This is a genomic window from Spartinivicinus marinus, assembly GCF_026309355.1.
In the GTDB taxonomy this organism is placed as follows: Bacteria; Pseudomonadota; Gammaproteobacteria; order Pseudomonadales; family Zooshikellaceae; genus Spartinivicinus; species Spartinivicinus marinus.
The window spans coordinates 1,714,628-1,726,949 of the sequence record NZ_JAPJZK010000001.1 but is presented as its reverse complement, the minus strand read 5'-3'; the positions used below and the strand labels follow the sequence as shown (position 1 = coordinate 1,726,949).

11 protein-coding genes are annotated in these 12,322 nt (G+C 39.4%); 9 read left to right on the top strand and 2 right to left on the bottom strand.

From position 1 onward, the window contains the following. The first annotated feature begins 9 nt into the window (after positions 1 to 9). The 3 genes from OQE68_RS07860 (at position 10) to OQE68_RS07850 (ending at position 2,562) form a co-directional block, all read left to right on the top strand. Positions 10 to 921 (top strand): SPFH domain-containing protein, encoded by a 912-nt coding sequence (locus OQE68_RS07860; RefSeq protein ID WP_180568646.1) that lies wholly within the window; start codon positions 10 to 12, stop codon positions 919 to 921. 2 nt (positions 922 to 923) lie between these two features. After that, a complete protein-coding gene (locus OQE68_RS07855) occupies positions 924 to 1,376 on the top strand; it encodes an NfeD family protein (protein ID WP_180568645.1) in 453 nt (150 codons plus the stop codon). Positions 1,377 to 1,731: 355 nt separating this feature from the next. Then, positions 1,732 to 2,562, top strand: a complete 831-nt coding sequence (locus OQE68_RS07850; protein WP_180568644.1) for a tetratricopeptide repeat protein — start codon at positions 1,732 to 1,734, stop codon at positions 2,560 to 2,562. Positions 2,563 to 2,630: 68 nt separating this feature from the next. On the opposite strand, the gene OQE68_RS30790 is transcribed toward OQE68_RS07850, so the two are convergent. Together OQE68_RS30790 and OQE68_RS07840 are read right to left on the bottom strand one after the other, a co-directional pair. After that, the gene (locus tag OQE68_RS30790) at positions 2,631 to 3,371 is read right to left on the bottom strand and encodes a PPC domain-containing protein (RefSeq protein ID WP_180568643.1); all 741 of its coding nucleotides are present in this window, start codon (positions 3,369 to 3,371) and stop codon (positions 2,631 to 2,633) included. Next, a complete protein-coding gene (locus OQE68_RS07840; protein ID WP_180568642.1) occupies positions 3,283 to 3,570 on the bottom strand; it encodes a trypsin-like serine protease in 288 nt (95 codons plus the stop codon). The genes OQE68_RS30790 and OQE68_RS07840 overlap by 89 nt, the downstream gene beginning before the upstream one ends. A gap of 874 nt (positions 3,571 to 4,444) precedes the next feature. Between OQE68_RS07840 and bamI (OQE68_RS07835) the strand changes: the two genes are divergently transcribed. From bamI (OQE68_RS07835) to mep72, 6 genes are all read left to right on the top strand, one after another. Continuing rightward, positions 4,445 to 5,161, top strand: a complete 717-nt coding sequence (gene bamI, locus OQE68_RS07835) for a biofilm-associated metzincin protease inhibitor BamI (RefSeq protein ID WP_180568641.1) — start codon at positions 4,445 to 4,447, stop codon at positions 5,159 to 5,161. Between the two features lie 48 nt (positions 5,162 to 5,209). After that, positions 5,210 to 7,351: a carbohydrate binding domain-containing protein gene (locus OQE68_RS07830; protein WP_180568640.1), complete on the top strand. Its 2,142-nt coding sequence runs from the start codon at positions 5,210 to 5,212 to the stop codon at positions 7,349 to 7,351. Between the two features lie 274 nt (positions 7,352 to 7,625). Beyond that, the gene (locus OQE68_RS07825) at positions 7,626 to 7,781 is read left to right on the top strand and encodes a hypothetical protein (RefSeq protein ID WP_180568639.1); all 156 of its coding nucleotides are present in this window, start codon (positions 7,626 to 7,628) and stop codon (positions 7,779 to 7,781) included. A gap of 731 nt (positions 7,782 to 8,512) precedes the next feature. Further along, entirely contained in the window at positions 8,513 to 9,301 is a 789-nt protein-coding gene (locus tag OQE68_RS07820) for a PleD family two-component system response regulator (RefSeq protein WP_180568638.1), read from the top strand. Between the two features lie 366 nt (positions 9,302 to 9,667). Continuing rightward, positions 9,668 to 10,336, top strand: a complete 669-nt coding sequence (gene bamI / locus OQE68_RS07815) for a biofilm-associated metzincin protease inhibitor BamI (protein ID WP_180568637.1) — start codon at positions 9,668 to 9,670, stop codon at positions 10,334 to 10,336. A gap of 44 nt (positions 10,337 to 10,380) precedes the next feature. Beyond that, positions 10,381 to 12,240 (top strand): biofilm-associated metzincin protease Mep72, encoded by a 1,860-nt coding sequence (gene mep72, locus OQE68_RS07810; protein ID WP_180568636.1) that lies wholly within the window; start codon positions 10,381 to 10,383, stop codon positions 12,238 to 12,240. The last annotated feature ends 82 nt before the right edge of the window (positions 12,241 to 12,322 follow it).

Here is a 12,322-nt window from a genome sequence, read left to right as displayed (position 1 = left end):
GGGAGTAGTATGGAATCGTTATATGTAATTGGTACCGTTATTTTTTTCCTATTAGTACTGGTTTTTATGGGGGTGAAGTCAGTACCCCAAGGCTATCAATGGACAGTAGAGCGGTTCGGTCGGTTTACCCGGTCGTTGACGCCAGGGCTAAACATTATTATTCCATTGATTGATCGCGTTGGTCACAAAATGAATATGATGGAGACGGTGCTAGATATTGCTCCTCAAGAAGTTATCAGCTCTGATAACGCGATGGTGACTATCGATGCCGTTTGCTTTTATCAAGTGGTCAATGCTGCTCAGGCATCCTATGAAGTAAATAATTTACAGCGTGCGATTACTAACCTGGTAGTAACCAATATCAGAACAGCTTTAGGCTCAATGGAACTTGATGGCATCTTGTCTCAACGGGATCAGATTAATGAGCGGCTATTGAGAATTGTTGATGAGGCTACCAATCCTTGGGGAGTTAAAGTCACTCGGGTTGAAATTAAAGACATTACACCACCGACAGATTTGGTTGAGGCGATGGCCAACCAAATGAAAGCAGAGCGAGAGAAACGTGCTGCAATTCTTGAAGCGGAAGGCTTGCGGCAAGCAGAAATTTTAAAAGCAGAAGGAGAAAAGCAGGGCGAAATTCTTAAGGCTGAGGGTGAGCGGCAAGCAGCATTTCTAGAAGCAGAAGCTCGGGAAAGAGCGGCTGAAGCAGAAGCAAAAGCAACCAAAATGGTATCTGTTGCAATAGCTGAGGGAGATATTAATGCGATTAATTACTTTGTGGCGCAAAAATATGTTGAGGCATTAGGTCAGCTGACTGCTTCAGACAACAGTAAAATTATCATGATGCCTTTAGAGGCGAGTAGTGTCGTGGGCTCTGTTGCTGGCATTACTGAAATTGTTAAATCTGTAGATAGGAAGTAGCTTTGTTAGAGTTAGTTGAAGCCCTTAATTTCTGGTTTTGGTTTGGTTTAGGTTTCTTATTATTAGCTGCTGAAGTGTTTGGCACTGGTGGCTATTTTCTGTGGGTTGGCATAGCTGCCATTGTTGTGGGTGTTATTAAGTGGTTGGTACCAGAGTTTAGCTGGCAGTGGCAGCTGCTGGTTTTTGCCATTCTATCGGTAGTGACTGCCTTAGGCTGGTGGCGGTTTCTCAAAGTAAATCCACAAAGTACTGAGCAACCACTACTTAATCAGCGTGGCCAGCAGCATGTGGGGAGAATTACTACATTAGTTGATGCAGTCAGTAGTGGTCGTGGTCGAGTCCGGCTGGATGATAGTTACTGGCAAGTGTCAGGAGAGGAAATGCCTGCAGGTACCCAGGTAAAAGTGGTGGGTATAGATAACCTGGTTTTAAAGGTTGAGAGAGTTAGCACATAATTTAACCTGCTGCTTTGACACGGTGATGCGATAATAGCAGTAAGGAGCTTATCAATGGGTGCTGCCAACCAAGGATATTTATACTAAGGTGAAAGCAGGCGCTGTTTGATAGCCTCATAAAAAGGGCCTTATAGGATATATCTGCAAAGGCCCAACTAAATAAGATGTAGTTTAAAGGTGGCCGCTGGGGGCCCTGCTAACTTTTCATAGACATGACTTATAAAGGTTGTCATGGGAGAAAGGTGTTGATGGAACAGCCTGAGCCGAAACTGCATAACACACACCCAATGGGATGGAAAATACAGGTGAGGTAGTGATGAGACTGTATAACAGAAACTGTGGGAACAAACTAAGGATGCTAAAACTAAGCACAATTGCTTTTACTGCAATGTTTAGCTGGTCTGTTCAAGGGGCAAACTTACCAGCAGAGATTGAGGTGGATAGGTATATCCTTGCCGCTGAAAAACACATTAATAACCAAGAATTTTCTCAAGCAGAAGACTATTTGCAACGGGCAGTTACTTTGCAAGTAAGTACGCCTGACAAGTTTTATTTTTTATATGGGCAAGTATTATTGCGTAATGGTAAGTTATCCCAGGCTCAGGAAAATCTTGAGCGCTACCTGACAAAGGCTGGCAAGGAAGGTGAGTATTATCAACAGGCATTAGCGCTTTATACCGAAGCAGAAGAAAAACTTGTAGTAAAAGCTAAGGCTAGTCAGCCTACTAGTAAAATTCCAGTTGATGCTATTAAAGCTGGGCCAAGTAAATCTAAAAAACTGGTTACCTCACTGAAAAAACTGTACTTAACCGAAAATGATGAAGAAGCACTGCTGAGACACATAAATGCTATTTTAAATAATTATGCCGTACGCACAGGTAAGCTAATTAATTTAAATAAAGAAGCTGATTTAATTTATTCGGTTACCACAAATAAGCAAGGTGAACTATTTGTTACTCGTCGAAGCTCACTAGCGGCGGATGCCAATAAACGTTTTTCGAGCTCTAGACTATCAGTTTATGGTGTAGACCCGTTTGTTGATTATAAATGTTCGCAAGTAGAAAAAGTCTGTTGGTTAAAACATCCGGTTGATGGTCAACGTTGGTTGGTTATTAGAAAAGATAATCAAGCAATTAAAGATTTAGCACAAACAATGACTGCGCTATTAAGAACTAAGCAAAAATAAAATAATGAGCCCAACAAAAAAGTCGCTTTAAAAGCGGCTTTTTTGTTGTCTCAAATAAAATAATGAGATTATTTGGCTCTGGCTTTTATAATTAGACCCGAAAAATCTTGTTCGGCTTTAATGCCAATATACCAAACGCCTGTGGTTGGGTAGTCTATACGACAATACTCACTATTGTTTACCTTGGCTGAGGTGCAAGCGCTGTTACTTTCGTTAGGTAATGCACCTGTACTGATAAATAAGTCTGCATTACCACTACCTTTACCTGTTTGAACTTCTAACACTTCAGTGTTGGCTTGTACATTAATTGTGTAATACAGCCAATCACCCGCTTTAGCTGCTAATTGCTTAAACGCAAACTGCTGTCCATTGGGTATATTGTTGGCATGTTTATTATTGCTTGGCCAGCTAGGCTTGGGCCAATCAGGCCAATTAGGGGGCTTAGGCCAGTCAGGATCACTTGGCGGTTTACATGGGCCATCGGGTGGTACTGGATCATCGCCATCACCTGGAGGTGGGGGAGGCGGTGGGTTATCATCATCTCCGGGTGGCTTAGGCCAGTCTGGGTCATCATCACCAGGGGGGGTAGGTGGAGGTGTATCACCGTCATCGTCAGGCCAATCAGGCCCATCGTTGTCATCCCCTGGAGGTGGAGGAGGCGGTGGATTATCATCATCTCCAGGAGGTTTTGGCCAGTCTGGACCATTATCATCTGGTTTGTCAGGTGGTGGGACCGGAGGTACTGGTGGCTGCGGTGGGAGAGCAGTGTGCAGCAGTAAGTACCCATTGTTTATTGAGCAAACTGCCACCTAACCACACCGTCCATTTACGTTCCTCAAAATTAGAGGGGCGACCACCAACAATTTCATGTGTATTATTGTTGAAGTCAGGTGGTGTATAATTATCATTTGATTGAAGAGGGTTGTCACTATTTGCATGAGCAAAGCCTGTTACAGCTAAAAAAAGGCTGCTTAGGACAAATAGTGGTACGCTATTTTGCTTATTCATTACAAAATCCTGATAAAAAGTACTATTCTCATTTTTGTTTTATAGGTGAACTAATTAACTTATTGAATTTACAACAAAAGCTTAATTGCTTTGTTCAAAAGCATAGCGTTATCTTTATAGTTAAATTGATATTTAATCCACTAAATTTGTCTTATATAAGTTTTAATTTAATTATTGAAGGCGATGCCTGGTTATTTTTTAAAATAGACTAAAATAAAATTTGATCTTGAGGGTTGTTTAATATTTGATCCACTATATTGTATAGTTTGTTGATAATGGAGTCAGGCAACTGTTTTTAATTAGGTAGGCTTGAGTATTGTAAGAGTGGTTTGTTTATTATCTATGAGCAAGACCTGCTACCGAGTAGATATAGGTCGCGTATAGGCTGTGAATAATACTACAGCTTGTTAATACGCCTAAAATGAAATCCCTAGATGTGCGAAAATTCGCTTTTTAGTGTTGCTTTCCTTTTTATACTCGCTTTCAGTTAAAACTGTCGTTGATTTGAATTTAATTTTGAAGGTGCTGTAAAAGCCTGAATGGCTAAATGTTTTGGCAACTAGGTATTCATTCATCGCATCTTTAAATAAAAAATGGCTAAATTGAGTGTGTATTATGGTTTGGCGCTTAGTGGTTCAAGTTTTTGTTTAATGATTGTTTTTGTTGGCGAGTAAGTTTCCATCTACCCAAAGCATAAAGTGTTTACAGTGTAGAGTGCTTAATGTGTAGGGTATAGCAAGAAAAAGTAAGGTGCTTTTTGATAAAGACTAATCTTTTTTTAAAGTGCTTTAGGCTGCTGAATCTATAATGCTGGCCTTCTTATTTTTATGCTAAATAATTTTCTCATATAAGTCCTTTTTTAGAGGAAAAGATTATGAAAGGTTCTAAGCTATTCCTTGGTGTTGGTGCTGTAGTGGTTGGCATTGGTGCAACCGTATTGATGATGCCTTCTGAGCAAAATAGTAATCAGCCAGTGAGTCAACCGGTTGAGTCTGCAGGTAGTGAAACCAGTGAGCCTGTGCAAGCTAATACTCAAGCGGTAGCGGCAGTATCTGCGCCAGAAGAGGCTGTGAATGATGTGGCTGCTTTAGAGCCAGCTGAAATACCGCTTCCAGAACCAGCTCCAGCCTTACCTGAGGTAGACCCTAATGAAGTAAGCAGTATGTGGAAGGCCTCAGAGCAAGAGCAAACGGTTGACGAAAATGGCATTCCAGCAACCCACCTTCAGGTAAATCCACAATTAATCAGCTCTTTACAATTGGGGCAAACCCTTGAATTTGAAGTACCGGCATTAAATCAGTCATATCAAGCAGAGCTTACCACTACTCATAATCAGTTGGATGATGTGCATGTGTTTAAAGGCAAAATAAACAATGGCTCTGAAAATGATAATGTGATTGTTACTCGTGGAGAAGTAGAAACTTATGTAACAGTATCTACTAGTGATGGTGTGTATTCAGTGCGCATTGACAATGCTTCTGGTAAAGCCACCATGATTAGTGAAGATGATATTGCAAAAACAATCACTAATTTTAATGATGCTATCCCTGCTCCAGAAGTACCCGTTGAGCCACCTAAAGATCGTGGTTAACCCTGCTATTTAAGAAGAAACCCTTGTTAATAATAGGAGTTTGGTTGCATGCAATCACAAAGTAGACAGGCGTTGATTGGGTTGAGTTTGGCTGTGTCATCATTAATTACTGGGCAGGCAATGGCAACAACGACTGTTGATGTGATGCTGTTATATACACCTGAAGCGGCAAGCAAAGTAAAGGATATTAATGCACATATTACTAACTTGGTTGAGTATGCAAACCAAAGCTATCGTAACAGTGAAGTCGATATAAAGCTGAGAGTTGTTTATTCAGGTCAATCAACGGATGTATTTGGCAATGTATCCAGTAATACATTAAAAAAATTTACAGATGACCAAAAAATAGCTGGTTTACGCAAGCAGTATGGTGCCGACTTAGTTACCTTAATTACACTTCGTGAGAAAGATATTTGTGGCACGGCTTGGGTACCAAAGGGGAATGCAGAAACGGGTAAATTTAATCGTAGTGCTAGTGGTTATGGATTCAATGTTATTGGTGCTGAATGTGGGTTACTGGCTTATGTTCACCAGCTTGGTCATAACATGGGGTTAGGGCACTCGGCCCAAAATGAGAAACCTTCTGGCCGTGTTGGAGGTATTTATCCCTGGGCAAGAGGGCATGGGGTAAATGGACTTTTTACAACAATAATGGCTTATCCTAAAACCTTTAATGGTGCTAAGCATGTACAGCAGTTTTCTAGTCCAGCGCAAAATAAATGTAAAAGTCAGCCTTGTGGTATAGATAAAAATAATGCAAATGGTGCTGATGCAGTTGAAAACCTAAAAGTAGTGGCTAGCCAAGTCGCTAGCTTTGTGGGCACGGTTAAACCGAACCCTGATGATGACAAAGAAAAGCCAAGCAAGCCAACAGACTTGTCTGGTAAGGTTAACAAAGATAACAAAACAGTAATACTTAGCTGGAAAGACAACAGTAATAACGAAGAAAAATTTATTCTGCAACGTAAGTTAAAAGAAAGTAGTGACTGGGCGAACTTAATCGAACTGGCTGCAGATACTACTTCATATACAGATACGGCTGTGCTATTGGATAAACACTATGACTATCGAATAAAAGCAGCTAATGAAATAGGCGATTCAGACTATTCAAATATAGTGTCTGTAATTATTAAGTCTAGCGATAAACCTGATGCTGGTTCCGGCGGACCAGACTGTCCTGGCGGTGATGATAACCCTGATCCAGGTGATGATGATAAACCAAACACAGATCTTTGTAAGAAACCACATATGGCTAATAACCTTATTGCGGAAGGTGACTTTAATAGTCTTAATCCTTGGAGATCGTTCCACAATAGTAGTGTGAACTTGGAAAAAGTTGAGAAACAGAAGTCTTGTGGTAAGGATAATATTTTATCTATTAAAAACCGTAAGGCATTCTATGATGGCGTTATTCAAGATATTACAGAAAAAGTAAAGCTGGATACTGAGTATGAAATATCCGCAAAAATGCAGATAGATTCTAATCAGCAAATTAGAGGAATGGCTCGCGTAGCGTTACAAATAACTGATGAAGTTGGTGTTCATTATCAATACTTGGTCAACAAATCTATCACCAGCAGTGAAATGAGCTTGGTGAAAAATAAGTTTAAAGTTCAGGCGTTGGGTGAGTTGAAAAAAGTCCAGGTGTTATTATTTGGGCCTAAGAGTGAATATGCTCTAAATGTTGATGAAGTTAAGTTGACTCAGGTCGGTGCTGAGCCTCCTAAGCCAGATAAAGAGGTAATTAAACACGACTTTGAGCTAGGCTTGCATGGCTGGATTCCTTTCTTCGGGGTTGACCAGGTCTCTCGCTCGAAAGAAGTCGCTGGGGCGGGTCAGTACAGTATGAAAGTGTCGGGACGAAGCCACTGGTACTCAGGGCCTGCTCTAGATATGAAAGGGCTACTAGAAAGTGGCAAGCAATACCAGTTCGACTTGAGTGCTAGACAGGCGGCTGGTCAAACAAGCGAGCAGCTGATCGATGTCCAGCTTTTTTATGTGGATGATGAAGGGTATCACTGGCATCGGGTTAAAACCGCTAAACTACCGGCAGGCCAGCAGTGGGCAAGGGTTTCAGGAGATTTTAGCTTTAAAGCAAAAGGTAATGTTCAGTTCATTCATCTGTATCTATTTGGTCCTGAGCCAGGCAATGACTTCTTCATTGATGACATCAATGTAAAGAAAAAATAGTGTCAAATAGTGATACAGTGGGAAAGTGGTTGCCTATTGATGAGTTGATACCAATCTTTAGCAGTGAAACATCTACAGATAAGTACTATTACTCATTTGTTACAATGTGTAATCACGCAAAAAAACAAAGAGACCAAGGCCACAAGGTGATAATTTTTTTGACAGCTTCGATTGAATCTTGTGCGTAGGTTCTCTTTTTTTTATTAAGTAGACTTCTATAATCAAGTCCAGTTACAGGGTAGATGTTTATTTATATATTGATGAGGTGGCAAATATGTTTGATAAAAACCTATTGAAAGCCTGTGCTATAATGCTGACAGCAGTGTGTGCTGCCTTCATTTTAGGTACGAATGCTGAGAATGCCGAGTACAAGGCTAATAGTCAATCCTCTGATCAGCATGTTATAGAGTTGTCAGTTAATCATGATTAGGCCTGCATTCTAGTTATATTCTAGAGTGAAGGTCGTCTGATTATACAAAACTACGTTTTTCTTCAGCTGATCAAATTAGTTCACATTAAGAAATATCTTGTAGTTAAGTTGCTGTAAATAGATATAAATATATTTACTTAAATTTCTCTCTTACTCTTTTCTCAAATAACTTTTGTTATCTTCACCCATCCCGCCACCTATATATTCATAAGCCCTTTGAGGCCTGTTGCTGTTAAACTTACTGAATGAGAGAGAGTTATTGAGCCTGTATACTTAGGAGTTGCCTCTAAAGTGCACAGTCTCTCTGGCTAACTAATTGCGAATCATTTTTTATTTTTAGTAGTCAATAAATAATTGGTAGGCGCTAAATTATTGATCAGAGTCTAAGAATGCAGATTAGCAGATTTTATTAGTAAGAATTATGTAGTTTAATGCTAACTCACAAAGGTGTGAGTAGTTAAATTTGCTGGCCAAATAACTAATTGGCCGAATAGATAGCTGATAATACAGATAGCTTTGGTAAGAAAGACTATTGTATGTCTGGTAGGTAATGGTATTGCTTGTGGTTGAATTATGAGTACCATAATTAATTAACGCTTCTACATAGTATAAAAAGTAAGTGTTTCTATATTTACTTAGAATTATATAGATCTGCAAACTAAACCATTTTGGCTTGTCTACTAACTATTTGTTCCAATCGTCAATATCCTGCAGTTTAAGGGTTACAATATATGAACGCTAATGCTGACCATGGCGAGCTAACACTTTGCTCAACTAAGCAACATTGGAGTTCTAATATTGCGCTTAAAGGGCTGTTAATTGGGCACTCTGGAAATACATCGAAGTTGCTTGATAATATGGTTTGCCGTCTTGCTATGGATGCGTTGGTTTGTAGTGAGCCTTTAATGGCTGCAGTGATGGTCAAGCGCTTTTCCCCCAATATTATTTTAATTAGTGCTGACTTGCAGGGTATCACTTGTTTATCACTTATACAGCTGTTAAGAAGTGACCCTGTTGCATCAAATATTCCTATAATAGTGATTAATGAATGGAATGACCGCTATTTAGGGAAAATGGCAATCAGCCTGGGGGCTCAAGCATGCATTTCAGTGCCTGTTGTTAGTCGTGAGTTTGTAACTACTATTCAGAAAGTGCTGTGTATTGAAAAAGTAGAATTGGGTCCTGTTGTTGGATTGATAACGGATTCTGATAGAAGTCAGGCTGTGCTTTCTAACTTGGTTAACCAGCTTGGTTTTCAAGTTGAGGTAGTTAGGCTATCAGCAACACCTGTCTCGCTTGACATAATAAAAAACAAAAAAGTGTCTGCTTGGGTTATAGATGTTATAAGTGATAATAATTTTGACAACATTAGTGCTATTATTGACGCACTGCCAGTCCCTGTGCTAGCTGGGCTTGATCAGCCCCCAGAAAAAAATATTACCCTCTCTCGTGTTGACTTATTGAAGATAAGTAGGTGGGAAACTAGAATAAAAAATAAGCTATCTGCTTTATTGAATTAACTCATCTTTTTTCCTGTTTATCTTTTCACTTGTATCCTTGAGCGTGCTGTACTCACGTCCTTTTTGATCTTAAAACCACCTAGTCATTTTATGGCTTTTGAGTTATTAATCTATTCTTGTTTCGCGCTCCTTTAAATCGATTTTTTGTGCGCTACATCTCTTTTTCAAATCAATCTCGACATTATAATTCGCCACACGTTAGTTGTTGTATAACCTAGTTAGTATGTACCACTAGTGAACTCCTTCAACACTATTATTAGTAAAGGGGGAAAATATAGCAGCTCTTGTTATTTATTAAAAAAATCGCAAGAAAACCAGCATTTAACAACATACCTATCACTTATAACCATGGGGAGGCCGAATTTGATGTCTTGGAAACTTGCTGCAGGCTCATTATGTGCTGTTGCAGGTATTGCTATTGGCTTATGGGTTGCTCAAAACAATGACCATAAAGTCACTGTTGATCAAGTCAATAATAATGTTGGTCAGCAAGAGTTAAGCAATAGTCTTGGTAAAGTTGAAAATACTGATAAATCAGAAGAGTTGGCTGAGTCAAGTAACTTGCCTGTACCAAAGAAAAAACCGCAACCACCAAAATCAGATGGAACACCTGTAGTATTTTGGCAAGAAACTGGACAGCAACAAACGGTTGATAAATTCGATATTCCTGTTGACCATCTTCAAGTAAATCCATCCTATATCGAGCAGATCCAGGTAGGTCAGGTACTTGAGTTTCCTATTCCTGAGTTAAATAAGTCATTTATTACCAAGCTGACTGATACAGCTAATTCATTTAATGATGTTCATGTATGGACAGGGGTTATTGTGGATGGTGATCCTACTGAAAATGTTATTGTTACCAGAGGGAAAACCCAAACCCATATAACTATTTCCTCTCGCGAAGGGATTTATTCAGCTGTCATAGATAATGGCTCAGGCAAAACCCAAATAATAAATGAAAACAATATTAAAGCTGCCGTTGATGAGCCACCAGCAGTATCTGGCGGGAATTTACAAGCGCCGCAAGAGCGCTAACTAATAGACAACACTTTACACTACATACAAGGGAGAGTCACCTGATGAAAGTATTTGGTAAGTTCGTTCTTACTAGTAGTAGTTTATTGACTGCTGCAGTGATTTCTATAAATACAGCATATGCAAATACGCAAGAAACTATTGTAGATGTAATGGTTTTATACACTGATGCTGCAACTAAGACGTATAAGGGGCGGGATATTGATGCTCGGATTGCCTCTTATATATCATATGCAAACAAGGCGTATGCAAATAGTAGTATAAACCTAAAATTGCGCTTAGTGCACTCTGAGAAACTCAAAACCAATTATTATCAAACTGTGAATGGCTATAATTTAGATGGATTTCGTGCAGATAGCTATGTGCAAAAACTAAGAAAAGAGCACGGTGCTGATATTGTTACATTAGTTAACTTAGCAGAGCGCACTAATGATGGTTATATTACTTGTGGAATAGGCTATGTGCCACAAGGCTATGTTTCTCGATATAACTCAGAAGGGAAATTCTATTATGGTGCCAGCTCTCAAGCTTATAATTTAGTAGGTGTTGATTGTGGTTATAATACGTTTGTTCATGAGTTAGGCCATAACATGGGGCTAGGCCACTCATTAAAACAAAAGAGTGTGGGTGGTGTATATAAGTGGGGTCGTGGCTATGGTGAACAAGGTAACTTCACTACCGTGATGGCGTATCCCTATGTATTTAGAGCAACTGGCCTACAGCAATTTTCCAACCCTGGTCTGTACAAATGTAATGGACGTGCATGTGGTGTGGAAAAAACGTCATACAATGGTGCTGACTCTTCTGAAAACCTAAACAAACTGGCTAAGCAAATTTCTGAGTTTATGCCAATTAAGCATCCATTGGAGACTGATCCGGGTGAAACTAATCCAGGTGAAACCAATCCTGGCTCTGGTAATGGAACAGGAACAACTCAACCAACTACGCCAGAGCTTTGTAAGAAGCCTCATATGGAGAAAAACTTATTATCACAAGGAGATTTTAACGAAGTAAGTGATTGGTCTATGTTTAGGCATGGAGGTTACTTAGAACAAATTTCTAAAGTTACAAGCTGTGGTCAAGATTATCGGTTACAGGTTAGAAATAGACCATATTTTTATTCAGGTCCTATGCAGGATGTGACTGATAAAGTTAAAAAAGGCTATGAGTATGAAGTAAGTGCAAAAATCAAACTGGTTGGTGATGAGCGATATACTATTCGGGATGATGCACAAATTACCCTTGAAATTAATGGTGGTCAGAGCTTTCAGTATTTAGCTGATGCCTCTGTTACCAATAAAGAGTTCACCACGCTAAAGAAAAAGTTCAAGTTAAAGTCAAGAGCTGTTGTTGAGAAGCTAAAATTATTTGCTTACGGTCCACAAGCAAATCGTGACTTTATTATTGATGAATTTAAACTGGTAGAAGTTACCAAGCCAGTTACACCTAATAATCCAATTGCATTTGAAGAAAGCTTTGAAAATTGGAATTATGAGGCAATTAGCTTAGATAGTGGCTTTTATAGAACAAGCTACCATGCATCTAAAGGTCGTTATAGCCTAAGAAGTTATAATCGTAATGCTTGGTATTATGGGCCTGGTGTGGATGTTACGGGGCATGTTGAAGCGAACAAGTCTTATCAAGTTTCAGCCGATGTGAAGCTGGATAATTACCGTGGTACAGCTCAACCAGTTTCTCTATACCTGCTGTATACAGACAAAAACAACCCTCGTCGTAACTACTGGCATCGTATTGCTCGTAAAGAAGTGACTCATAGTCAGTGGTTTACTTTATCTGGTACGCTTAATGCTAAAGGATCTCAGTTTGTTGATGCTAAACTGGTGGTTATTGGTCCAGACCGGGGTGTAGAGTTTAATATTGATAATATAAAAGTTGTGAAATAAAAGTTGTATTAATAGAATAAAAAAAGCGGCTATTGGCCGCTTTTTTTATGACTAAATCATGAAGGTAAGTTTTTTTGTGATT

Bases quoted from the DNA above. Each gene is read 5' to 3' on its own strand.
- OQE68_RS07850 (WP_180568644.1), top strand. From the start codon at position 1,732: ATGCTAAAACTAAGCACAATTGCTTTTACTGCAATGTTTAGCTGGTCT.
- OQE68_RS07840 (WP_180568642.1), bottom strand. From the start codon at position 3,570: ATGAATAAGCAAAATAGCGTACCACTATTTGTCCTAAGCAGCCTTTTT.
- bamI (WP_180568637.1), top strand. From the start codon at position 9,668: ATGTCTTGGAAACTTGCTGCAGGCTCATTATGTGCTGTTGCAGGTATT.
- OQE68_RS07820 (WP_180568638.1), top strand. From the start codon at position 8,513: ATGAACGCTAATGCTGACCATGGCGAGCTAACACTTTGCTCAACTAAG.
- OQE68_RS07860 (WP_180568646.1), top strand. From the start codon at position 10: ATGGAATCGTTATATGTAATTGGTACCGTTATTTTTTTCCTATTAGTA.
- OQE68_RS07830 (WP_180568640.1), top strand. From the start codon at position 5,210: ATGCAATCACAAAGTAGACAGGCGTTGATTGGGTTGAGTTTGGCTGTG.
- mep72 (WP_180568636.1), top strand. From the start codon at position 10,381: ATGAAAGTATTTGGTAAGTTCGTTCTTACTAGTAGTAGTTTATTGACT.
- OQE68_RS07825 (WP_180568639.1), top strand. From the start codon at position 7,626: ATGTTTGATAAAAACCTATTGAAAGCCTGTGCTATAATGCTGACAGCA.
- bamI (WP_180568641.1), top strand. From the start codon at position 4,445: ATGAAAGGTTCTAAGCTATTCCTTGGTGTTGGTGCTGTAGTGGTTGGC.